Origin of the sequence: Nonomuraea wenchangensis (assembly GCF_900111685.1) — a bacterium.
GTDB classification, from domain to species: domain Bacteria; phylum Actinomycetota; class Actinomycetes; order Streptosporangiales; family Streptosporangiaceae; genus Nonomuraea; species Nonomuraea wenchangensis.
Map to the genome: position 1 here is coordinate 436,344 of NZ_FOHX01000004.1, position 22,115 is coordinate 458,458.

The window sequence follows — 22,115 nt, forward strand, 5'->3', positions numbered from 1 at the left end:
CCGTGACCGACTTAGAACGCCTTCCGCCTGGTGTCGACCCGACGGTGCCCAGCTCGGCCCGCGTGTACGACTATCTCCTGGGCGGCAAGGACAACCTCGCCGTCGATCGCGAGGTCGCCGACAAGCTCCTCGCGGTCGCCCCCGACACCCGGCTCGTCGCGCGGGCCAGCCGCCACTTCCAGATCGAGGCCGTCCGCCATCTCGCCGGGCAGGGCATACGGCAGTTCCTCGACCTGGGCACCGGCATCCCGACCTCGCCCAGCATCCACGAGACCGTACGCCAGGTGCACCCCGCCTGCCGCGTGGTCTACGTCGACAACGACCCCGTGGTGCGCCTGCACGCGCAGGTGCTGCTGGCCGACGCGCCCGGCCTCGCCGCCGTCCAGGCCGACCTGCGCCGGCCCGCCGACATCCTCGACGATCCGCAGGTCACCGAGCTGATCGACTTCGACCGGCCGGTGTGCGTGGTGATGGTGGGCGTGCTGCACTTCATCATGGACGAGGAGGACCCGGCCGGCATCGTGGCCACCTTCAGGGACCGCATGGCGCCGGGCAGCCACCTGGTGCTCTCCCACGCGCTGGCGGAGAGCGACCCCCAGGCCGTCGGCCGGCTGCGCGCGTCCACCGACGGCACCTCGGCCCAGGCCGGGTTCCGCACCCGTGAGGAGGTGCTGTCGCTGTTCGAGGGGTTCGAGCTCATCGGGCCGGGGCTGGTGCCGGTCCACGAGTGGCGACTGGGCCCGGACGATCAGGAGGTCCCGCTCATCGACGGGGTGCCCCGCCTGCTCATCGCGGCCGGGGTGGGCCGGGTCAAAGCCTGATCCCCGCGACGATCCCGCTGAGCTGAGGGAGGATCGGCTCGGAGGCCATCACGGTGACGGCGACGCCCTCGCGCTCGACCCAGCCGACGTAGTTGCCGTGGCCGAGCGCGCCGTCGCCCTCCTTGAGCAGCACCTTACGACCGCCGATCTCTGCCTTCACCACGTCCCCCGAGAACGTGCCGAGCTGGAGCGGGGCCTTCAGCGCGTTCAGGCCGCGCAGGCCGGGGTCGCAGACCACGCGCACCCACAGCGAGCGGTGCTTGCGGTCCACGTCGTCGCGGTCGTCGGACCAGCGGTAGCCGTACTCGGTGAGGCCGTCGTGGCGGCTCACGGAGACCTCGCCGTACGCGAAGCCGCGCGGCAGGGCCTTGACGCGGACGCCTCTGATCGCGGTGGACCTCCTGGCCGGCCGGTCGATCGTCGAGTTCTTCGCGCGCTTGACCTCCGTCTTGGACGGCGTCGGGCAGGAGGGGCGTGTGGCCGCCCCGGCGGCGGGGGCGGCGAGCACGGTGGCGGCGAGCACGGCGGCGGACAGGGCCGCGAGGTGCCGGAATCTGTTCATGCCCGGGTTGGATGCCCTGCTGATCACAAAAGTTCAGTACGTCTTGAGCTCGATGTCGGTCGCGAACTTGTCGGTCATCTTCATCATCCAAGCGAGGAGGAAGCGGTACTTGAACATCCAGTTCCGCATCCGGATCCGCGACGGGCTCCCGGGTGCGAGGAAGGGGCCGGCGTTGCCGTTCTCGGAGATCTTGGCGTACGGGCGGAAGACGCGCTCGTACGCGTCGAACGCCGCACGGTGGTCGCCGCCCGCCGCCGCCAGCTCGCCCGCCAGCACGTACGCGCCCACGACGGCCAGGCCGGTGCCGAAACCGCCCAGCGTGTTGCCGTACGCCGCGTCCCCCAGCAGCACCACCCGGCCCCTGCTGTAGCGGTCCACGCGGACCTGGCTGATCGAGTCCAGGTACACACCGGGCGCGCGCCGCACCGCCGCCAGCACCTCCGGCACCCGCCAGCCCATGCCCGCGTACGCCCGCGCCAGGATGTCCTTCTGCTGCTCGGCGTCGTAACGGTCGTAGTCGAGCGGCTCGGAGGCGAAGACGAAGAACGCCGGCGCCTTCGGCCCGCCGACGGCCGCCATCCTGCCCGGCTCGTTGTACATCCGCCCGACCGGGCCGAAGTCCTGGTCGAGGTCGGCCAGGGCGTAGTAGTGGCCGAGGAAACGCACGCAGCCGGACTCGGGGCCGAAGGCGAGGCGGCGGACGTTGGAGTGGATGCCGTCCGCGCCCACCACCAGGTCGAACGTGCGGGGCGCGGCGCGCTCGAACGTCACGTGCACGCCGTCCGGGGTCTCGGTCAGCGAGGTGATCGAGTCGCCGAAGACGTACTCGCAGGCGGAGGCGGTGCGGTCGTGGAGGAGCCGGGCCAGGTCGCCGCGCTTGATCTCCAGCTCGCCGCCGGTGAACTCGCCGGGCATGACCGCGAGCGTGCGGCCTTCGGCGTCGATCAGATGCTGGTCGCTGCCGCCGGTCTGGAGCGCGCGTACGTCGTCCAAAATGCCCATCCTGGACAGGACCGTGCGGTGGGTCTCGCCCTTGAAGTCCACCGCCTGGCCGCCGGGGCGCGGCGCCGGGGCCTTCTCGACGACGGTGACGGCGCAGCCGTACCTGATCAGCCAGTGGGCGAGCGCGGGGCCGGCGATGCCGGCGCCGGAGATGAGAATGTTCAGGTTCTTCATGTCCAGTAGCCTCGCGACCTGCGCTGACAACCCGGCGACAATCGGCTGACAGCCCTCGGCCCCGCTGTCAGCCCGGGTTCGGGCCGCTCAGAGCGTCCAGGGCTGCCGCGTGGTCCATGGCGGCGCCCTTGGCGTACGCGGCCGCGAAGCCGTCCGGACCGAGGACGGCGGAGGCGCGGGCGGCGGTGGCGGCCACGTCTGGGTCGCCCGCGACGGCGATCCCCCGGAGCGCCGCCCCCACCCCGAGCAACATCCCCGCCCGCGCGGCGTCCTCGGCCGTGGGGCGGGGGGTGCGGTGCAGGGCGTGGCCGGCCAGGCCCTCGGCGACGGCGGCGAGGTCGGCGGTCATCGGGGAGCCGAGCGCGGCGGCCAGCGCCTCGCCGTGCCCGCGCGCCGCCTCCGCCGCGTCCCCCCGCGCCTCCGCGAGCCGCCCGAGCGCCGTCAGCACCTGCGACCTGATCCCGGGCGTGGTGAAGGCCCAGCTCCCCTGCAAGATCTCCAGCGCGGCCCCCAGCCGCCCGGCCACCTCCCCGACCCAGTCGACCCCGTCCCTGGCAGGACCGCCCCCCGCCACGTCACCTGTCGGCGGGAGGTGGGTGTGCTCGATGCGGGTGATCTCGCCGAGGCGCAGGTGGATCGGGGCCATCAGGCCGGGCCGGCCCGTACGGCGGGTCAGCTCCGCCGCACGTTCGCAGTCGGCGCGCGCGCCCCCCAGGTCGTCCGCGCGGCAGCGGGCCTCGGCGCGCCGGCAGAGGACGTCCACCAGCTCCTCCGCCGCGCCGAGCTCCTCCAGCAGCCCCACCGCGTCCTGCCAGAGGCGCATGGCCCGCGCCCGGTCGCCGCGCCAGCTCGTGATCAGCGCCAGCCAGTCGAGCGCCTGCGCCTTCCCCCAGCGCTCGCCCACCGCGCCGAAGTCGGTCAGCACGCTCTCCAGCTCCCGCTCGGCGGCCCCGATCCTGCCCCGCAGCACCAGGACGAGCGCTTCGCTCAGCCGGCCCAGCGCCCGGCTCCACGGGTCGGTGGAGAGGAGCCGCACCTGGTGCTCGCCGTCGCCGTCCGGCGGCCCGGCGACCATGCCCCACAGCGCGGGCCCCAGCCGGCAGCGCATCGGCCGCCCGAGCGACCCGGCGGCGGCCCGCGCCCGTTCCCAGTGCGGCGATCCGGCGTCGGGCACCGCGTGCAGCACGGTGAGGACGTACTCCTCGGCCAGTTCGGCGGGCGGATCGGCCCCCAGCGTGTCGAGCAGGCGGGCCGCGGGCGCGATGGCCTGGCCGCGCCGCCCGCTCAGCCACCAGTACATCGCCAGCGCCGCCACCAGCCGCCCCGCCGTCGCGGGGTCGTGCTCCACGCTCCAGCGCAGCGCCGCCCGCAGGTTGGCGTCGTCGGCCGACAGCCGGGCCAGCCAGTCGAGCTGTTCGGCCCGGTAGAGGTGGTCGTCGGCGCGCCGGGCCAGCTCCAGGAACCAGGCGGCGTGGGCGCGGCGCAGCCGTTCCTCCTCGCCCGCCTCGGCCAGCCGGTCGGCGCAGAACAGCCGGATCGTCTCCAGCATGTGGTAGCGCTCGCCGTCGGTCTCCACGAACGACTTGTCCACCAGGCCGGCCAGCGGTTCGGCGGCGTCCGCGCCGCAGACGCCCTCGACCGCCTCCAGCCGCGCGCCGCCCGCGAACACCGCGAACCGCCGGGCCAGCTCCCGCTCCTCCTCGGCGAGCAGGCTCCAGCTCCACTCGACGACGCCGTGCAGCGTCCGGTGGCGGGCGGCCGCGGTGCGGTCGCCGCGCGACAGCAGCGCGAAGCGGCCGTGCTCGGCCAGGCGGGCGGCGATCTCGGCGACGCCGAACGTACGCGTCCGGGCCGCGGCCAGCTCGATCGCCAGCGGCAGGCCGTCGAGCGCGGCGCAGATCCCGCGTACCGCGTCGAGGTTGTCAGGGCCGAGCGCGAAGCCCTGGCGGACGGCCGCGGCCCGGTCGGCGAACAGCCGGACGGCGGGCGTGGCCGGCAGCGGGGCGAGCGGGACGAGGTGCTCGCCGGTGATGTTCAGCGGCTCCCTGCTGGTGGCGAGCACGGTCAGGCGGGGGCAGGAGGTGAGCAGCCGGCGGGCCAGCGCGGCGGCCCCGGCGACGACATGCTCGCAGTTGTCCAGGACGAGGGTCAGCTCCTGCTCCGACAGCGCGGCCACCACGCGCTCGGCGGCGTCGCCCGCCCCTCCGGCCTCCGGGGCGCGCAGCGCGGGCTCGCGCAGCCCGAGCGCCCCGAGTACGGCCGCCGCCACCTGCCCGCCGGGCGCGGGATCGAGGTCCCCGTCCACGAGGGAGAGGTCCACGAAGCAGACCTCGCGCCGGGCGTCCGTGGTGGCCTCGACGGCGAGACGGGTCTTGCCGGTGCCGCCCGGGCCGACGATCGTCACCAGCCTTGCCTCCGCCAGGGAGCGGATCCTGGCCAGCTCCTCCTCCCGGCCCACGAAGCTGGTGAACGGCGTCGGCGGCCGGGTCCGGGTCACCGCGGCTCCGGTGGTGGAGCCGCGCAGGATCTCCAGGTGCAGGGCGGCCAGCTCGGCCGACGGGTCCGCGCCCAGCTCGTCGGCGAGCAGCCGCCGCGTCTCGTCGTACACGGCCAGCGCCTCGGCCTGCCGTCCGGCGGCGTGCAGGGCGCGCATGAGCAGCCCGCGCGCCCGCTCGCGCAGCGGGTGCGCGGCCACCAGCTCCCGCAGCGCCGCCACCGGGCTGGCCTCCGGCAGCGCCAGCTCGGCGGCCAGCAGGTCCTCCCGCGCCGACAGGCGCAGCTCCTCCAGCCTTCGTGCCTGCCCGGCGGCGAACGGCGCGTCGGAGACGTCGGCGAGCGCCGGGCCCCGCCACAGCTCCAGTGCGTCCCCGAGGACCGCCGCCGCCTGCGCCGACAGCCCGTGGGCGAGCAGCCGCCGCCCCTCCTGGGCGAGGCGTTGGAAGCGGTGGGCGTCGACGTCCTCCCGCTCGACGGCCAGCCGGTAGCCGGCCCCGTGGAACTCGATCAGATGGCCGGGCAGGACCCGCCGCAGGCGGGAGACCTGGGCCTGGACGGCGTTGGCGGCGCCGGCGGGCGGGTCGTCGCCGTACTGGCCGTCGATGAGGCGTTCGACGCTCACCGTGCGGCCGGCGTCGAGGAGCAGCAGGGCGAGCAGGGCACGCGGGCGCGGGCCGCCGACGGCGACCTCCCGGCCGGCCGCGTCGCGGACCACGAGCGGGCCCAGGATGCCGAACTGCACGTCCCGATTGTCGCCCATGCCGGTCGTACGAGGGTCAGCCCGGTGAGGCCGCCGTCGCGCGGCGTACCCAGGTGGCGAGCCAGATCGTGCCGAGGGCCGCGTACACGGTGAGCAGCGCGAGCGTCGGCGTCCCGGCCACCGCCGCGACGACGGCCGCCACCGCCAGCAGGAAGGTCCAGACGTACAGGGTGGCGCGGCCGTTCGGCGCGCCCGTGTGCGCCGCCTCCTGCACCGGCGTCACCAGGGCCATGACCGCCGCGCCCGCCATGCCCAGCGCCTCCGCGCCCAGGACGACGCCGAGCGCGAGCGTCGCGGCGCCGGCGGCGAGCAGCGCGCAGCAGAAGCCCGCCACCCTGGCCTCCGCCCCCTCGAACAGCAGCCGGGTCGCCCTCGCGCGAGCCAGCCGCAGCACCGTCACCGTCTCGAAGACCCAGGCCACCCAGTGCATCAGGGCGATGAGCACGAACACCGCGACCAGCGGCGGGACCGCCGGCAGCAGGAACAGCAGCCGCGCGCCGCCCCGGTGCCGCCGCCGCAGCTCCGACAGCTTGCGCTGCAGCGGGTTGCGCTGCTTCAGCGCCTCGACCAGCAGATCCCTGGCCGGGCCGAAACCGGGATCGAGGTGCAGCACCTCGCGGAAGTGCCCGGCCGCGGCCTTCGGATCGCCGAAGGCCAGCGCCGCCCGGCCGGCCGCCAGGTGAGCGGTGGTGCTCTCCGGATCGAGCCGGAGCGCGTACGCGGCCGTCGTGCGGGCCGGCTCGGCCTCGCCGAGACAGGTGTGCGCGATCGACAGCAGCGAGGCCAGATCCACGTCCTCGGGATCGACGGCCAGCCCGCTGCGGGCCGCGTCCGCCATCCGCCGCCAGCGGCCCGCGCCGGAGTGGGCGCGGGCCAGCAGCTCCCACACCGCCGCCTGCTCGGGGTCGTGCGCGAGCGCCGTCTCCGCGGCCCGCACCGCTTCGTCCGCCCGGCCCGAGCGGTGGTGCACCTGGCCGGCGACGTAGTGCGGGAACCAGTGGCCGGGAGCCAGCCGGACGCCCTCGCGCGCCTCCTCGGCGGCCTCCCCGGCCTTGCCCTGGCCTATGAGGGCGAGGGCCAGCAGGCAATGGGCGGTCTCCTGCTCCGGCTCGGCGGCGAGGACGCCGCGCAGCTCCCGCTCGGCGTCGGCGGGGCGGCTCAGCCTCAGCAGCGTCCGCGCCCGCTCCAGGGACTCGGCCGTCCTCACCACTTGGCCTTGACCCAGGGCAGCAGATCGTCCCAGGCGCCGGACTCGTTGGAGTGCAGGACGTAGTTGCGGGCCGTCGCCATCCACTCCCGTACGGCGGTGGGGCGGGCGGCCTTGGCGGCGGCCAGCAGGTCCATGGTGGTCATCGGGATCGGGTGGCCGGCCCGCATCGACTCGTGCAGCTTCACCTCCACCGCGCGGTCCACGATGCCCTTCAGATCCGCGCCCACCATGTGCTCGGTGGCCCGCGCCACCGCGTCGAAGTCCAGCTCGGCCAGCGGCTTGTCGCGGCAGAGGATGCGCAGGATCGCGGCGCGGGCGCCCGCGTCCGGCGGCGGCACGAACACGAGCTGGTCGAAGCGGCCGGGGCGGCGGAAGGCCACGTCGATGTACCAGGGGGCGTTCGTGGCGGCGAGGACGAGCACGCCCTCGTTGGCGTTCTGGTCCACGCCGTCCAGCTCGGCCAGGAACTGGTTGACGATCTGCCGGTTGTGGGTGTTGCGGGCGTCGGAGCGGCGGGCGGCGAGGGCGTCCACCTCGTCGAAGAACAGCACGCACGGGCGGTTGCGGCGGGCGAGGTCGAACGTGGCGCGCAGGTTGCGCTCGCTGGAGCCGATGTACATGTCCAGGATGTCGGCCAGGCCGACGTTGATGAACGCCGCTCCCAGCTCGCCGGCCGCCGCCCTGGCCAGATGGGTCTTGCCCGCGCCTGGCGGGCCGTACAGCAGGACGCCGCCGCCGGCGCGCTTGCCGTAGGCGGCGAAGAGCTCGGGCTGCTGGAGGGGGAGGAGGAGCTTGACGCGCAGGGACTCCTTGACCGCGTCCATGCCGGCGACATCGGCGAACGTCGCCCGCGCTCTCTCCACCTCCGCCGCCCCGTCCCCCTGCCCACCAGCACCGGGATGCCTCCACTGCTCCCCTGCCGCCCCCGACGGTCCTGAGGGGGAGGAGGCGGACGGTCCTACGGGGGAGGAGGCGGAGGGGCCTGCGGGAGAGTGGGCGGGCCTTCCTGCGGGGGAGGGAGCGGAGGGTCCTGCGGGAGAGGGGGCCGGCGGGGCCGGGGCTGCGGGCGGAGAGGCCGGCCCTGGCCCCGGCGAAGAGGCCGCGGGTGCGGCGGGGAGGGCTAGGGCGGAGGCGATCTCTGGGTCGGCGGCTGCTGGGTCGCGGGTGACGGCGTCGTAGTAGCGGTAGGCGGCGCGGCCGAAGTCGCCCTCGCCGAGCAGGGCGCGGGCCGCGACGACGCCCAGACGCGGCGGGTAGCCGGGCGTCGCGAGGAACGGCTCCAGCGCCGTCAGCGCCTCGCCGTACGCGCCCCGCCGTACGAAGGCCTCCGCGAGCACCGCCGTCACGTCCGGGTCCCGGGGGGCGAGCATGAGCGCGGCCCGAAGCTCCGCCTCGGCCTCGGCGAGGTGCCCCTTGGCCAGCAGTTGCTCGCCGAGGTGCCGCCGGAGCGGAAGATTGTCCGGGGACAGGCGCGCCGCCTCCCGGAGCGCCTGGAGGCCGGCGTCTTCGAGCACAGTCCCGGTCCCTTCTGTCGCAGAAACATCACTTTTGTACGGGACTAGGCAGGCTATCGAAGTCAGCCGGAGCGGCGGGTCCGCTTCCCGCGAGGCTGTGGAAAACCACAGGTCGATCCGGGCATCCGCATCATTCCGCCGCCATGGGCCGAATCCGTAGCGTTCCCGGACATGATCGGAAAGTTGATCGACGTCCCACGCCGGGCCGTGGCGGGCCTCTGCGCGGCACTGGTGCTGGCGTGCGCCGTCCTGCTGGCCGCCATGACGGACAGCACGATGCAGCCACTGCCCGCCTCCGCCCCGTCCGGCGAGTTCAGCGCCGCGCGGGCCCGTACCCACCTGGAGCGCTTCGCCACCGAGCCGCGTCCCATCGGCGGCGCCGCCGCCGAGCGGGCCAGGAACTACCTGGTGGCCCAGTTGCGCGCCGCCGGGCTGGACGTCGAGGTGCAGCGGGCCGTGGGCGCGAACGCCTCCACCGGGCTCGCCTCGTTCGGGCTGGTGCGCAACATCGTCGCCACCCGGCGCGGCGACGACCCGACGGGCACGGTCGTGATCGCCGCCCACTACGACTCGGCGGCGATGGGCCCCGGGGTCTCGGACGACGCCGCCGCCGTGGCCGCCATGCTGGAGACCGTACGGGCGCTCGGCGACGCGCCGCTCCGCAACGACCTCGTGCTGCTCATGAGCGACGGCGAGGAGGACGGCGTGCTCGGCGCGCAGGCGTTCGCCAGGGAGCATCCGCTCGGCCGGGCCGGCGGCGTGCTGCTGAACTGGGAGGCGAGAGGCGTCTCCGGGCCGTCGCTGCTGTTCGAGACCTCGCGGGACAGCGCCGGGCTGGTGGAGGCGTACGCGTCCGCCGCGCCGCGCCCGCGCGGCGACTCCACGATGGCGGCGCTGTACCGGCTGCTCCCCAACAACACCGACTTCACCCCGCTCACGGCGGCCGGCTTCCAGGGGCTGAACTTCGCCTACATCGAGCGCTCCTCGCACTACCACACGGCCGGCGACTCCCTCGCCAACCTGGACCCGGGCAGCCTGCAGCACCACGGCTCCACCATGCTGGCGCTGACCCGCGCGCTCGGCGCGGCCGACCTGCCCGCGTTGCGCACCGACCACGACGCCACCTACTTCCGCCTCTTCGGCGTCCTGATCACCTATCCGGACGCGCTGGTGTGGCCGCTCGCCGGGCTCGCCGTCGCGGTGGTCGCGGGGCTCGCGGTCGTGGCCCGGCGCAGGCGGCTGCTCAGCGTGCCGCGGCTGGTCGTGGCGGCGGTGTCGGGGCTGGTGCCGCTCGTGGTGTCCGCGCTGCTGGCGCAGGGGCTGTGGGAGCTGCTGGTGGCCTGGCGGCCCGCGTACGACGGGATGGGCGGGCTGCTGCACCGGCCGGACGCCTTCCGCGCGGCCGTGGTGGCGCAGAGCGGGCTCGCGGTGCTCGCCTGGTATCTGCTCCTGCGGCGGCGGCTCGGCCCGGCCGCGCTGGCGGTCGGCGGGCTCGCCTGGCCGGCGGCGCTCGGCGTGCTGTGCGCCGCCGTGGCGCCGGGGGCGTCGTTCGTGTTCGCGGTGCCCGTGCTGTTCTGCGCCCTCGGCGGGCTCGTGGCGCTCCTGGTGGGCCGGCCGCTCGCCGGGGCGGCGGCGCTGACGCTCGGCGCGGTGCCGGCCGCGATGCTGCTGTCCGGGCTGGCCCGGGTCGTCCTCGACGGGATGGGGCTGGCGCTCGGCGGAGCGGCCGCGCTGGTGACGGCGCTGCTCGCACTCCTGCTCCTGCCCCTCGCCGAGCTGCCCCTGCGCGAGCCGGGCCGGTCCACAGGGCGTCGGTACGGGCGGGGCGCGCCGGTCCGGGGGTTGCGTCCGGCGCTGACGGTCCTGATCGTTCCCGTGCTGATCGCCGCCGGTCTCGCCGACGACCGCTTCGACGCGCGCAACCCCGGGCGCACCCACCTGGCGTACGTCATGGACGCCGGCACCCGCACCGCGAGCTGGGTCAGCGCCGATCCGCAGCCACCGGCCTGGACCAGGAGGTACGTCACCGCCCGCGACACCACGGCACTGCCCCCCGGCTACGCGCGCGGCACCACGCTCTGGACCGGCCCCGCCCCCAGGATGGACCGGCCCGCCGAGCCCCGCCTGACGGTGCTGCGCCGCGACGGCGAGACGATCGAGCTGCGCGTGAGCGCGGGCCGGGCCGCCCGTTCGCTCACGCTCAGGATCGAACGTCCGATCACCGAGGCGACGGCGGTCACGGCCGGCGCGGCCCCGGTGACCGTCCGCGTCGCCGGCGCGCGGGCGAACACCTGGCCGGGCGAGGTCCGCTTCCGCGGCCTGCCGGACGCGGGGGCCCGGATCACCCTGCGCGTCCAGGGCGCGGACAAGGTACGGATCACCGCGATCGCCGAGACGGACGGCCTGGCCGCCGTGCCCGGCTTCGTGCCCCGGCCGCCGGAGCTGGTGCCGGCCACCCGGGAGGACGGCGAGCTGATCGCGATCACCCGTACCTATGTCGTCTGACCGGCCCCGGCCGGGTCAGGAGCAGGCGGCGTTCTGCGGGTTGCCCGCCGGGCCGTTGGCGGTGAAGCCGACCACCACGGACGCGCCGGGCGCGAGCGTACGGGCGTAGTCGGGCCCCTTGGCCGTCCACGTCGTGCCGGACTGGGTGACGACCGCGTTCCAGCCGTTGACCAGCGTGACGCCCGACGGGTACGTCCAGGTGGCGCTCCAGGCGCTCATCGGCGAGGAGCCGGTGTTCTTGACGGTGACCTCGCCCTGGAAGCCGCCCTGCCAGGAGTTCACCTGCCGGTAGGCGACGGTGCACGAGCCGGGCGGCACCACGGTCGGCGTGCTCGACGGCGTGCCCGACGGCGTGCTCGTGGGGCCGCCGACCGGCGGGATCAGGTACGGCTGCAGGATGTCCTGCTTGGCCTGGTTGATGGTGGTCCAGTCGTCGTTGACGATGCCGCCGGTGTCACCGGAGTTCGGGTTCCACGACCAGTACGTGAACGACATCCCGTTGACCCCGGTGCCCATGTACTTCATGAGCTCCTGGAGCCAGATCTTGTCGACGTTCGAGGCCAGCGTGGTGCCGAACTCGCCCAGCATGATCGGGGCGATGTTCTGCCTGTAGAGGTAACCCCAATATTTGTCCCAGATGGCGGGCATGTTCGCCGGGTAGGAAGGGTCGTCGAACCAGCTCTGGTGGTAGACCGAGGTGGCGTACTCGTGGGGTGAGTAGACCAGGCGGTTGGCCACGTTCAGCCGCACCGGGAACTGGCCGGCCTTGGACAGGTTGCCGCCCCACCAGCCGCAGTCCTCGTCGTTGCTCGGGTCGCCGTCCCAGATGTTGGGCTCGCCGCCGCTCGGGCAGCTGACGCCCTCGACGAAGATCAGCCAGTTGGGGTTGACGGACAGGACGGCGTTCCCCGCCCGCTCGGCGGCGAGCCGCCAGTCGCGGGCCTGGTCGCCGCAGCCCCAGCAGGCGCCGGTGGCGTTCGGGTTGGTGCCCTGCGCGTGGGGCTCGTTGTGCAGGTCGGCGCCGATGACCGTGGGATTGCCCGCGTAGTGCTGGGCGAGGGCCTTCCAGTCGTTGATCCAGGTGGTCTCCGGGGTGGCGGGGACGTACCAGAGGGGTGACTGGCCGGCCGAGGTCGGGCGGTGGCGGTCGAGGATGATCCGCATGCCCTTGGTGCCCGCGTAGTCCACGACCTTGTCCAGGATCTGCATCGGCGACAGGCCGATCAGGTCGGGGTTCACGTAGTCGTTGATGCCGGTGGCCGCGGCCCCGGGCTTCAGCGCGTCGTTGGAGTAAGGCACCCGCAACGTGTTGTAGCCGAGCCGGGCCATCAGGTCGATCTGGCTCTTCCACGGATTGCTCGACCACAGGCCGTGGAAGGTCTTGTTGTCGGTCTCCATCCCGAACCAGTTGATGCCGGTCAGGCGCACGGTCGCGCCCGTACTGTCGACGATCTTGTTGCCGCTGGTGCGGAGATAGCCGGTGCCTGTGCCGGCGGCCGCTCCGGCGGGAGCTGCCGTGGCCAACGCGACCGTCACCGCCGCGCCCGCCACGAGCGCGGCCAGGGCGGACGCCGCCACCTTGGACAAGTGCATGGGGGTGCCCTTTCGAGGAGGGGAACGCGGGCGTCATGCTCGCCACCGTCCTCGCCGACCGTCAATGCGCAGACCCGCCACCCTGGCCCTGACCTGCGCGGATGCGTGAAACTTTCACTTGGCCGGCGGCGGCGCCACCGGTCGGCGTGATCAACCCCACCTGCGATGTCCGACCAGCCGCCGGGGGTGCGACACTGAACGCATGGTGGATGACGAGCATCGCCCCCTGATGCCGAACATGCGGCTGGACGAGTTGCTGTCGGAGCTCCAAGTACGGCTCAACGCCGTGCTCGCCACCCGCGACCGCGTGCACGCCCTGCTGGAGGCGGTCGTGTCGGTGGGCAGCGACCTCGACCTGGAGACCGTGCTGCGCACCATCGTCGAGACCGCGACCAAGCTGGTGGACGCCAGCTTCGGCGCGCTCGGCGTGGTCGGGCAGGAACAGACCCTCCTGCAGTTCATCCCCGTGGGGCTGAGCGACGAGGAGATCGCGGCCATCGAGCACTGGCCCCACGGGCTGGGCCTGCTCGGCCTGCTGATCAAGGACGCCCGGCCGCTGCGGCTGGGCCGGATCTCCGACCACCCCGAGTCCTACGGCTTCCCGCCCGGCCACCCGCCGATGGGCACCTTCCTCGGGGTGCCCATCCGGGTCCGGGACGAGGTGTTCGGCAACCTCTACCTGACGGAGAAGCGCGGCGGCGGCGAGTTCGACGAGGAGGACGAGGCCATCGTGATCGCGCTGGCCACGGCCGCCGGCGTCGCCGTCGAGAACGCCCGGCTCTACGAGGAGTCGCGCCGCCGCGAGGCGTGGCTGGAGGCGTCCACCGAGGTGACCACCCGGCTGCTGTCGGGCGGCGGCACCCGCGAGGTGCTGACCATGGTGGCGGCGCGGGCCCGGCAGATGACCGACGCCGACCTGGTCCGGATCCTGCTGCCCGACCCGACGGGCGAGCGGCTGCTGGTCGAGTTCGCCGAGGGCACGGCCGAGGGCGAGCTGACCGAGATGTCGTACGCTCTCGACGCGACGGCGGCCGGCGAGGTCTTCCGCGAGGGGCGGACGCTCCACTCGCCCGAGCCGCTCGACGCCGACTCCCGGCTGCGCGAGCTCGGCTACGGCCCGGAGCTGCTGCTGCCGCTCGGCGCCGGCGACTCGGTACGCGGCGTGCTGGCCCTCGCCAAGTGCGTCGGCCGCATGCCGTTCAGCGCGGGCGACATGCGGGCGCTGGAGGCGTTCGGAGGGCAGGCGGCGATCGCGCTGGAGCTGGCCGACACCCGCCGCGACGCCGAGCGGCTGAGCCTGCTGGAGGACCGCGACCGCATCGCGAAGGACCTGCACGACGTGGTCATCCAGCGGTTGTTCGCCACGGCCATGACGCTGATGAGCACGGTCCGGCTGGTCGAGCACCCGGAGGCGTCCGGCCGCCTCCAGCACGCGATCGACGAGCTGGACGAGACCATCAGGCAGATCCGTTCGACCATCTTCGCCCTCCAGAACGTCAGGGAGAGCGCGGCCCCGAGCCTGCGCGCCCAGATCGTGGAGCTGGTGGAGGGCGCGCGGGGTCACCTCGGCTTCATGCCGGGGCTGCGCATGGAGGGCCAGCTCGACGCCAGGATCTCCGACGACCTCGCCGAGCAGCTGCTCGCCGTCCTGCGCGAGGCGCTGTCGAACGTGGTCCGCCACGCCAAGGCCACCAGGGCCGACGTGGCGGTGGAGGTGACGGGCGACCAGCTCGCGCTGTCGGTCCGCGACAACGGCGTGGGCCTGCCGTCCGGCGGCCGGCGCAGCGGCCTGCGCAACCTGGAGGAGCGCGCGACGCGGCTCGGGGGCTCGTTCACGGCCGGGCCGGGGGAGCAGGGCGGCGCCGTGATCAGATGGAGTGTGCCCCTGTGATCCGGCGTCCGGTGATGTGCTCCAGGCTGACCCGGATGTAGTGGTCGAGATCGCCCGGCACCCAGGGGTCGAGCGGCAGCTCGGCCAGCCGGGCCGTCTCGGCGGGGTCGGTGATCGCGCTCGCGTGCCCGACGACGCTCACCGACCAGCCGGTACGCAGCACGGGATCGTAGTCGTCCACCTCGAACGCGACCACCGCCCGCCGGGTGGCCGCCGCCAGCTTGGAGCCGACGCCGGTGCGGATGACGATGCCGTCGCCGTCGAGGCAGAACGCGACCGGCTGCACCGCGGGCAGCGCCCGGTCGGTGAAGACGATCCGCCCGATGGGCGTCGAGGTGAGCAGGCGCAGGCACTCCTCGTCGGTGAGCACCTGGAGTCCGGACGAATCGAGTCGCATGCCTGCCAGCATCGCCGCCGGACCGGGCGGATGCTTAGGGACGAAAGTCCCTTCATCTCCGCCGTTCCGCCAGGACCTGACGCGGGGGGCGGGTCGGTTAGAGGCGGCGTTCGGTGCGGAGGCGGGCTGCCAGGGCCGCGGCCTGGGTGCGGCGCTGCATGTTGAGCTTGGACAGCAGGTTGGAGACGTAGTTCTTGACCGTCTTCTCGGCCAGGAACAGCCGCTCGCCGATCTGCCGGTTGGTCAGCCCCTCGCCGATGAGGTCGAGGATGTGCCGCTCCTGCTCCGACAGCGCCGCGAGCGGATCCTTCCTGGCCGCCTGCTCGCGCAGCCGCTGCAGCATGGCCGCCGTGGTCTGCGGGTCGAGCAGCGACTGCCCGGAGGCGACCGTGCGCACCGCGCCGACCAGGTCGGAGCCGTGGATCTGCTTGAGCACGTAGCCGGAGGCGCCGGCCATCACGGCGTCGAACAGCGCGTCGTCGTCGGCGAACGACGTCAGCATCAGGCACGCCAGCCCCGGCACCCGCGAGCGGACCTCGCGGCACACGTCGACGCCGTTGCCGTCGGGCAGGCGTACGTCGAGCACGGCGACGTCCGGCTTGAGGGCGGGGATGCGCGCGATCGCGGACTCGGCGGTGCCGGCCTCGCCGATGACCTCGATGTCGTCCTCGGAGTCGAGCAGGGCGGCCACGCCCCTGCGCACGACTTCGTGATCGTCGACAAGGAACACGTGAATCATGCCTCCACGCTAGCCGCCGACCGGCCCCCTCAGGTAGTGACCTAGGTCCCGGATCGGGATCCGGGGGTCACCGCCGCGAGCTGACCCAGCTCCCGCTTGAGTATCTTGCCCGTGGGGCTCGTCGGCAGTTCGGCCACGAACGTGATGTGCCGGGGATACTTGTACGCCGCCACCCGCTCCCGTACGAACCCGCGCAGCTCCACCCCGCTCACCGGCGTCCGCACCGCGACCACGGCCGCGATCTCCTCGCCCAGCTCCGGGTGCGGCACGCCGAGCACGGCCGCCTGCCGCACCGCCGGGTGCTCGTACAGCACCTCCTCGACCTCGCGCGGGTAGACGGTGTAGCCGCCCCTGATGATGACGTCACGGCGGCGGTCCACCAGGAAGAAGAAGCCGTCGTCGTCCACCCGGCCGAGGTCGCCGGTGTGGAACCAGCCGTCGCGCAGCGCCTCGGCGGTGGCGGCGGGGTCGTTCCAGTAGCCCTTCATGACGTTGGGGCCGCGTACCACGATCTCGCCGATCTCGCCCCGGGGCAGCTCGCGGCCGTCCTCGCCGACCACCTTCATCTCCACGTCCCTGATCGGGCGGCCGATCGAGCCGGGGCGGCGGCCGGGCCCGCCCCGGTTCGCGGCGGCGACGGGCGAGGTCTCGCTCAGCCCGTAGCCCTCGACGATGCGGCAGCCGACGCGGGTCTCGTACGCGCGCAGCACGTCGAGAGGCAGCGCCGCCCCGCCCGAGGTGCAGACCCGCAGCATCGACAGGTCGGACACGCCGGGGTGGTCGAGCAGCGCGATGAACATGGTCGGCACGCCCTGGAACACCGTCACCCCGTCGCGCCTGATGACCTCCAGCGCCCGGCCCGGCTCGAAGCGCGGCAGCAGCGTCAGCCGCGCGCCCGCGTGCACGGTGGCGTTGAGCGAGCAGGTCTGGCCGTAGGTGTGGTAGAGCGGCAGCGCGCCGAGCACCACGTCGTCCACGCCGAGCGCGTGCATGCGGGCCACGGCCTCGGCGTTGCCGGCCAGGTTGGCGTGGGTGAGCTCGACGCCCTTGGGCCGGCCGGTGGTGCCGGAGGTGTAGTGGAGGACGGCCGTGTCGTCGGCGCGCGTGCCGGCAGGCACCCGCTCGGGGGGCACGGCCCGCAGCAGCCGCGGCAGCTCGCCGGGCACCACGAAGAAGCAGTCGGCCGCGGTGCCCGCCGTCCCCACCTCGGCGGTCTCGGCGAAGGCGTGCCAGGCGAGCAGCAGCCGCGCCCCGCAGTCGCCCAGGTAGGCGGCGATCTCGCGGCGCCGGAGCAGCGGGTCCAGCGGGACCACGACGGCCCCGGCCCGCAGCACGCCGTAGTAGACGACGCCGAACTCCGGCACGTTCGGCAGCATGACGGCGACCCGGTCGCCACGGCCGATCCCGCGGCGGAGCAGCAGCCCGGCCAGGCGGGCGCTCAGCTCGTCCAGCGCGCCGTAGGTCAGCGCCGCCCCGTCCAGCGTGAGAACCGCTCGGCCGCCGAGCCGCCCGGCGGCGTGGTGGAGCCGGTCAGCGAGGTTCATGGGAGGACCGTACGTCGGCTCGCCGCCGCCCCTCATCGGTCACGGCGGCCAGTCTTTCCCGGCCGTCGTTGGTGGGAACCGCGTCCTGCAGCGCGATCGCGACGAGCAGCTCGACGAGGTCGTTGATCGAGCGCAGGCTGCGCCCGGTGCGTTGCTGGATGCGGCGCATCCGGTATTGGGCGGTGTTGGGGTGGATTTGGAGGCGTTCGGCGGCGGTGCGCAGGTTGAGGTCGGCGGCGGCGAACGCCCGGATCGTCGCGGTCAGCACGCCGCCGCGCGCCCGGTCCTCCTCCAGCAGCGCCGTGATGCGCGGGTCCACCAGGTGGCGGGCGGTGTCGTCGGCCCGCAGCGCCAGGTACTGGAACGGGGTGAGCCTGGGCAGCGCCGCGACCCCGCCCTCCTCGGCCACGAAGTCCAGCACCGCCCTCGCCTCCTGGTACGCCTGCGGGATCCGCGCCGGCCCGGCCACCGGCGTGCTGACCCCCAGGGCGAGCCTGATGCCCTCGCCGGCGAGGCTCCCGACCACGGCCTGCAGCCGGTCGCACAGCTCCCCGGGCTCGGCGCCCGGCCCGAGCACGGGCACCGCCACGATCTCCGACTGGCGCACGACCGACAGCGTGCGGGCCCCGTTGCCGACGGTCCTCGCGAGGGCGGCGCAGGCCGCGTGCCGGGCCTCGGCGTCCCTGTTGAGCCCGGCGGCCTCCGTGACGGGGGCCTCGACCAGCATCGCGACCGCGACGAGCAGCGGCGTGCGCGCGTCGGGCGCGAGGCCGTGCGCCTGGGCGGCGGCCAGCTCCCTGCCGCGCGTGGGGGTGCCGCCGGCCAGCAGGGTCTCCAGCAGGCCGCGGCTCTCCCGTACGGACTCAGCGGCGGCGTACTGCTGGAACTCCATGTAGGCGTACGCGGCCTGCGTGCTCGCGAAGTCGCAGTAGCGCATCTGGGCGACCGCCAGCGACAGCGCCGCCTCCCGCCCGGCGGGTGTCGGGCCGGCCCGCTCGACCAGCGACTCCCAGAAGAGGCGCTGGCCGATCCGGTAGGCGTTGATGTAGTCGGCGAGCGGCACCCCGGCGCGGGCGCGGCGCATCGCCGCCCGCCGGACGAAGGCGATGTCGGCCGCCGTGACGGGCCGCTCCTCCAGCAGCACGGCGAGCTTGGCGCGGTAGTGCCGGACGACCTGGTCGCGTACGTCGGCGTGGAAGTCGCCGCCCTGCGCCGCGTACGTGGGCACCTCGGCCCGGATCGCCGCCGCTCCGGCGTCGGCCAGGTCATGGACGTTGTCCAGCAGCTCGGCGAGGATCCGCGCGCGCTGCGCGCGGACGGCCTCGGTGCCAGTGAGCGTTTCTGTGCTGAAACGACCGGACATGCCGGGATGATCCATGCCCGTGGCCGGGCGGTCAACGGGTCGTGACCGGGATGAGACCGTCGCTGTGCTCCGCGGACAACATGCCGGGGACATCTTGGGTCACCGTGCCCAATGCGGCCCCTGACGAGCGGATCCTACGCTGAGCGAACGCGTCAGAACAATGTTCTCCAGGAGGCCGGATGCTGGAGGTGCGCGATCTCACCGTCCGCTTCGGCGGCATCACCGCGCTGCACGGCGTGAGCTTCGCGGTGGCGCGCGGCGAGATGGTGGGGCTCATCGGGCCCAACGGCGCCGGCAAGACCACGCTGTTCAACTGCCTGACCCGCCGCTACGAGGCCGACTCGGGCGTCATCGCCTACGAGGGGACGGACCTGCGGACGGTGGCCCCGCACGCGATCGTGCGGCTCGGCATCGCGAGGACCTTCCAGAACCTCGGCCTGTTCCCGCGCATGTCCGTCCGCGACAACGTGCTGGCCGGCGCGCACCACCGGGGGCGCGCCGGTTTCCTGACCGCCGGGCTCCGGCTGCCCGGCGTGCGGCGCGAGGAGCGCGAGCTGCGCCACGACGCCGACGCCGTCCTCGACCGGCTCGGCCTGACCGGGGTGGCCGGGCATCCGGCGAGCGGGCTGCCGTTCGGCACGCTCAAGCGGGTCGAGCTGGCCCGCGCGCTGGTCGCCCGCCCCCGGCTGCTGCTCCTCGACGAGCCGGTCAACGGGCTGAACGCGGCCGAGGTGGCCGAGTTCGCCGGCACCCTCCGCGAGCTCAAGGACGCCTACGACCTCACCGTGGTCGTGGTCGAGCACCACATGGGCTTCGTGATGGGCGTCTGCCGGCGCATCGTCTGCCTGGACTTCGGCCGCAAGATCGCCGAGGGGTCGCCGGCCGAGGTGCAGCGCGATCCCGGCGTCATCGAGGCGTACCTGGGGACGGCCGTATGAGCTTCCTGGTGGTGGAGGGCCTGGTCGTCGGCTACGGCGAGGCCCGCGTGCTGCACGGCGTGGACCTCAGCGTGGCCGAGGGCGAGATCTGCGCCATCCTCGGCCCGAACGGCGCGGGCAAGACCACGCTGCTGCGCGCCCTGTCCGGCATGGTACGGGCGCGCGGCGTGATCAGGCTCGGCGGGACCGCGCTGACCGGCCGCCCGCCCGACGCGGTGGCCCGGCTGGGCGTGGCGCACGTGCCCGAGGGACGCGGCACGTTCATGCCGCTGACGGTCGAGGAGAACCTGCGGCTCGGCGCGTTCGTCCGGCGCGGCGGACGCGAAGTCGAAGACGACCTCGACCGCGTCTGCTCCTGGTTCCCGCCGCTGCGCGACCGGCTCGGGCAGGTCGCGGGCAGCCTGAGCGGCGGCGAGCAGCAGATGCTCGCGCTCGGCCGGGCGCTCATGCTGCGGCCCAAGGTGCTCCTGCTCGACGAGCCGTCGCTGGGCCTCGCGCCGCTGGTCACCCGGGAGCTGTTCCGCATCGTCCAGGCCATCAACCAAGAGGAGCGGACCACCGTGGTCGTCGTGGAGCAGAACGCCCACCTCGCGCTCGGCGTCGCGCGGCAGGCGCACGTCCTGGAGACCGGGCGCATCGTGCTGTCCGGCACGGCCGAGCGGATCAGGGCGGACGAGCAGGTCGCGCAGTCCTACCTCGGATACCGGGTGTAGCCGATGGCCGGGTTCCTGCAGCAGGTCGTGGAAGGGCTCGGGGCGGGCGCGGTGTACGCCAGCCTGGCGCTCGCCCTGGTGCTGATCTACCAGTTCACCGGGATCGTCAACTTCGCCCAGGGCGAGCTGGCCATGTTCTCCGCCTATGTGGCCTGGCAGGCCATGGCGGCGGGGCTGCCGTTCTGGGCGGCGCTGGCGCTCACGCTGGCGGTGTCGTTCGCGGGCGGGATGCTCATCGAGCGGATCGTGATCAGGCTGGTCGAGGGCGCTCCCGAGCTGACCCTGGTGATCGTCACCGTCGGGCTGTTCATCTTCGTCAACGCCGCCGCCGGCTGGATCTGGACGTTCCTCATCAAGGACTTCCCGAACCCGTTCCCGCGCGGCGCGCTGGAGGTCGGCGGGGTGAGCGTCGGCTTCTCGACGCTGGGCGTGCTCGGCGTCGTGGCGCTGGTCATGGGCCTGCTGTACCTGCTGTTCCAGCACACCAAGATCGGGCTCGGCATGCGGGCCGTGGCAGCGAACCCCGACTCGGCCCGCCTGGTCGGCATCCGCGTGGGCCGCACGCTCGCGCTCGGCTGGGGCCTCGCCGCCACCGTCGGCGCGGTGTCCGGCGTGCTGGTCGCGCCGCTGCTGTTCCTGGAGCCCAACATGATGGGCGGGGTCCTCATCTACGCGTTCGCGGCGGCCACGCTCGGCGGGTTCGACAGCCCGGCGGGCGCGGTCGCCGGAGGCGTGATCGTCGGCGTGGCGGAGACGCTGGCCGGGGCGTACGTGCCCGCCGTCGGCTCCGACCTCAAGATCGGGGTGCCCCTGGCGATCATCCTCGGCGTGCTCCTGGTACGGCCACGCGGGCTGTTCGGCCGAGCGGTGGTGGAACGCGCATGACCCAGGTCGAGGACGCCGGCGTGGACGCGCGCCCCGAGCGCCGCCGCCCCCGATGGACCCCCACCGGGCGGCGCCGGGCGGCGGTGGCCGCGCTGCTGGCCGCCGCGCTCTACGCGCCGTTCCAGCTCGTCCCCTTCCACGTCTTCCAGCTCACGATGGTCCTGGTGTACGCGGTCGCGCTGCTCGGGCTGAACCTGCTCGTCGGGCACGCCGGGCAGATCTCGCTCGGGCACGGGGCGTTCTTCGCCGTGGGCGCGTACACGGCGGCGGTCCTGACGCACGGGCCCGGCCTGCCGTACCCGCTGACGTTGCCGGCCGCGGCGGTCGTGGCGTTCCTGCTGGGGCTGGCGTTCGGGGTGCCCGCGGTACGGCTGCGCGGGCTCTACCTGGCGCTCGTCACGCTGGCCATGGCGATCTTCCTGGTGCCGCTGCTCAAGCGGTTCGAGGGCGTCACCGGCGGCTCGATGGGGCTGACGCTGCCCAAGCCGGGCCCGCCGGCCTGGAGCGGCCTCGCCGAGGACCAGTGGCTGTACTTCCTCGCGCTCGCGGTCGCCGTGGCCTCGTTCGCGCTGGTGGGCAGCCTGCTGCGGTCGCGGGTGGGGCGGGCGCTGCACGCGCTGCGCGACGACGAGGGCGCGGCCGAGGTCATGGGGGTGCGGCTGCCCGCGTACAAGACGCTGGCCTTCGCGTGGAGCGCGATGTTCGCCGGCGTGGCCGGCTGCGTCTACACGTGGGTGATCGGGTTCGTCTCGCCGGACTCGTTCACCGTCAACCTGTCCATCACCCTGCTCGCCGGCCTGGTCGTCGGCGGGCTCGGCTCGACGGCCGGGCCGGTGCTCGGCGCGCTGTTCGTGATGTTCGTCCCCAGCATCGCGCAGGACCTCAACGAGGCCGCGCCGGGCGTCATCCTCGGCCTGCTGATCATCGCGGTGATGTACGTGGCTCCCACGGGCCTCGCCGGGCTGGCCGGCCGCCTGATCAGGAAAATCCCCCGGAAGGAGTGAGAGG

General features: G+C 74.1%; 17 protein-coding genes. 7 read left to right on the top strand and 10 right to left on the bottom strand.

What is annotated here, in order from left to right:
• Positions 1–2 precede the first annotated feature (2 nt).
• Positions 3–821: an SAM-dependent methyltransferase gene (locus BMW85_RS14535; RefSeq protein ID WP_091081501.1), complete on the top strand. Its 819-nt coding sequence runs from the start codon at positions 3–5 to the stop codon at positions 819–821.
• Here BMW85_RS14535 and BMW85_RS14540 read toward each other — a convergent pair.
• The 5 genes from BMW85_RS14540 to BMW85_RS51040 form a co-directional block, all read right to left on the bottom strand.
• Complete coding sequence (locus BMW85_RS14540; RefSeq protein WP_091081502.1) at positions 811–1,383, bottom strand: hypothetical protein; 573 nt, start codon at positions 1,381–1,383, stop codon at positions 811–813. The two genes, BMW85_RS14535 and BMW85_RS14540, sit on opposite strands and share 11 nt — an antisense overlap.
• Positions 1,384–1,416: 33 nt before the next feature.
• On the bottom strand, positions 1,417–2,559 hold the full coding sequence (locus BMW85_RS14545; RefSeq protein ID WP_091081506.1) for an FAD-dependent monooxygenase: 1,143 nt from the start codon (positions 2,557–2,559) through the stop codon (positions 1,417–1,419).
• A 67-nt stretch (positions 2,560–2,626) separates the two neighbouring features.
• A complete protein-coding gene (locus tag BMW85_RS14550; RefSeq protein WP_245774793.1) occupies positions 2,627–5,797 on the bottom strand; it encodes an AfsR/SARP family transcriptional regulator in 3,171 nt (1,056 codons plus the stop codon).
• Positions 5,798–5,831: 34 nt separating this feature from the next.
• Positions 5,832–7,022, bottom strand: coding sequence for a tetratricopeptide repeat protein (locus BMW85_RS14555; RefSeq protein ID WP_177240681.1), 1,191 nt, complete (start codon positions 7,020–7,022; stop codon positions 5,832–5,834).
• Positions 7,019–8,539 (bottom strand): ATP-binding protein, encoded by a 1,521-nt coding sequence (locus BMW85_RS51040; protein ID WP_245774794.1) that lies wholly within the window; start codon positions 8,537–8,539, stop codon positions 7,019–7,021. The genes BMW85_RS14555 and BMW85_RS51040 overlap by 4 nt, the downstream gene beginning before the upstream one ends.
• Positions 8,540–8,710: 171 nt before the next feature.
• Here BMW85_RS51040 and BMW85_RS14565 point away from each other — a divergent pair, with 171 nt between their 5' ends.
• Positions 8,711–11,044, top strand: a complete 2,334-nt coding sequence (locus BMW85_RS14565; RefSeq protein WP_091081511.1) for a M28 family peptidase — start codon at positions 8,711–8,713, stop codon at positions 11,042–11,044.
• Between the two features lie 15 nt (positions 11,045–11,059).
• On the opposite strand, the gene BMW85_RS14570 is transcribed toward BMW85_RS14565, so the two are convergent.
• Positions 11,060–12,637: a cellulase family glycosylhydrolase gene (locus BMW85_RS14570; RefSeq protein WP_091081513.1), complete on the bottom strand. Its 1,578-nt coding sequence runs from the start codon at positions 12,635–12,637 to the stop codon at positions 11,060–11,062.
• Positions 12,638–12,839: 202 nt separating this feature from the next.
• On the opposite strand from BMW85_RS14570, the gene BMW85_RS14575 reads away from it, so the two are divergent.
• Positions 12,840–14,528, top strand: a complete 1,689-nt coding sequence (locus tag BMW85_RS14575; protein ID WP_091081515.1) for a GAF domain-containing sensor histidine kinase — start codon at positions 12,840–12,842, stop codon at positions 14,526–14,528.
• Here BMW85_RS14575 and BMW85_RS14580 read toward each other — a convergent pair.
• From BMW85_RS14580 to BMW85_RS14595, 4 genes are all read right to left on the bottom strand, one after another.
• The gene (locus tag BMW85_RS14580) at positions 14,506–14,925 is read right to left on the bottom strand and encodes a pyridoxamine 5'-phosphate oxidase family protein (protein WP_091081922.1); all 420 of its coding nucleotides are present in this window, start codon (positions 14,923–14,925) and stop codon (positions 14,506–14,508) included. The genes BMW85_RS14575 and BMW85_RS14580 overlap by 23 nt on opposite strands.
• Positions 14,926–15,022: 97 nt before the next feature.
• Positions 15,023–15,664, bottom strand: coding sequence for a response regulator transcription factor (locus tag BMW85_RS14585; protein ID WP_091081517.1), 642 nt, complete (start codon positions 15,662–15,664; stop codon positions 15,023–15,025).
• Positions 15,665–15,705: 41 nt separating this feature from the next.
• Positions 15,706–17,208: a long-chain-fatty-acid--CoA ligase gene (locus BMW85_RS14590; RefSeq protein ID WP_091081519.1), complete on the bottom strand. Its 1,503-nt coding sequence runs from the start codon at positions 17,206–17,208 to the stop codon at positions 15,706–15,708.
• Positions 17,195–18,571 (bottom strand): PucR family transcriptional regulator, encoded by a 1,377-nt coding sequence (locus BMW85_RS14595; RefSeq protein ID WP_091081521.1) that lies wholly within the window; start codon positions 18,569–18,571, stop codon positions 17,195–17,197. The genes BMW85_RS14590 and BMW85_RS14595 overlap by 14 nt, the downstream gene beginning before the upstream one ends.
• 179 nt (positions 18,572–18,750) lie before the next feature.
• Here BMW85_RS14595 and BMW85_RS14600 point away from each other — a divergent pair, with 179 nt between their 5' ends.
• The 4 genes from BMW85_RS14600 to BMW85_RS14615 are packed head-to-tail and all read left to right on the top strand — an operon-like array spanning position 18,751 to position 22,111.
• On the top strand, positions 18,751–19,509 hold the full coding sequence (locus BMW85_RS14600) for an ABC transporter ATP-binding protein (RefSeq protein WP_091081522.1): 759 nt from the start codon (positions 18,751–18,753) through the stop codon (positions 19,507–19,509).
• Positions 19,506–20,222 (top strand): ABC transporter ATP-binding protein, encoded by a 717-nt coding sequence (locus tag BMW85_RS14605; protein WP_091081524.1) that lies wholly within the window; start codon positions 19,506–19,508, stop codon positions 20,220–20,222. Before BMW85_RS14600 ends, BMW85_RS14605 begins: the two co-directional genes overlap by 4 nt.
• 3 nt (positions 20,223–20,225) lie before the next feature.
• Positions 20,226–21,107, top strand: coding sequence for a branched-chain amino acid ABC transporter permease (locus BMW85_RS14610; RefSeq protein WP_091081526.1), 882 nt, complete (start codon positions 20,226–20,228; stop codon positions 21,105–21,107).
• Positions 21,104–22,111, top strand: a complete 1,008-nt coding sequence (locus BMW85_RS14615; RefSeq protein WP_091081528.1) for a branched-chain amino acid ABC transporter permease — start codon at positions 21,104–21,106, stop codon at positions 22,109–22,111. Before BMW85_RS14610 ends, BMW85_RS14615 begins: the two co-directional genes overlap by 4 nt.
• Positions 22,112–22,115 lie beyond the last annotated feature (4 nt).

What these genes read in the sequence shown, in the direction of transcription:
- BMW85_RS14565 (WP_091081511.1), top strand. Translation starts at nt 8,711, where the DNA reads ATGATCGGAAAGTTGATCGACGTCCCACGCCGGGCCGTGGCGGGCCTC.
- BMW85_RS14540 (WP_091081502.1), bottom strand. Translation starts at nt 1,383, where the DNA reads ATGAACAGATTCCGGCACCTCGCGGCCCTGTCCGCCGCCGTGCTCGCC.
- BMW85_RS14585 (WP_091081517.1), bottom strand. Translation starts at nt 15,664, where the DNA reads ATGATTCACGTGTTCCTTGTCGACGATCACGAAGTCGTGCGCAGGGGC.
- BMW85_RS14595 (WP_091081521.1), bottom strand. Translation starts at nt 18,571, where the DNA reads ATGTCCGGTCGTTTCAGCACAGAAACGCTCACTGGCACCGAGGCCGTC.
- BMW85_RS14570 (WP_091081513.1), bottom strand. Translation starts at nt 12,637, where the DNA reads ATGCACTTGTCCAAGGTGGCGGCGTCCGCCCTGGCCGCGCTCGTGGCG.
- BMW85_RS14610 (WP_091081526.1), top strand. Translation starts at nt 20,226, where the DNA reads ATGGCCGGGTTCCTGCAGCAGGTCGTGGAAGGGCTCGGGGCGGGCGCG.
- BMW85_RS14580 (WP_091081922.1), bottom strand. Translation starts at nt 14,925, where the DNA reads ATGCGACTCGATTCGTCCGGACTCCAGGTGCTCACCGACGAGGAGTGC.
- BMW85_RS14600 (WP_091081522.1), top strand. Translation starts at nt 18,751, where the DNA reads ATGCTGGAGGTGCGCGATCTCACCGTCCGCTTCGGCGGCATCACCGCG.
- BMW85_RS14590 (WP_091081519.1), bottom strand. Translation starts at nt 17,208, where the DNA reads ATGAACCTCGCTGACCGGCTCCACCACGCCGCCGGGCGGCTCGGCGGC.
- BMW85_RS14545 (WP_091081506.1), bottom strand. Translation starts at nt 2,559, where the DNA reads ATGAAGAACCTGAACATTCTCATCTCCGGCGCCGGCATCGCCGGCCCC.
- BMW85_RS14615 (WP_091081528.1), top strand. Translation starts at nt 21,104, where the DNA reads ATGACCCAGGTCGAGGACGCCGGCGTGGACGCGCGCCCCGAGCGCCGC.
- BMW85_RS14605 (WP_091081524.1), top strand. Translation starts at nt 19,506, where the DNA reads ATGAGCTTCCTGGTGGTGGAGGGCCTGGTCGTCGGCTACGGCGAGGCC.
- BMW85_RS14575 (WP_091081515.1), top strand. Translation starts at nt 12,840, where the DNA reads ATGGTGGATGACGAGCATCGCCCCCTGATGCCGAACATGCGGCTGGAC.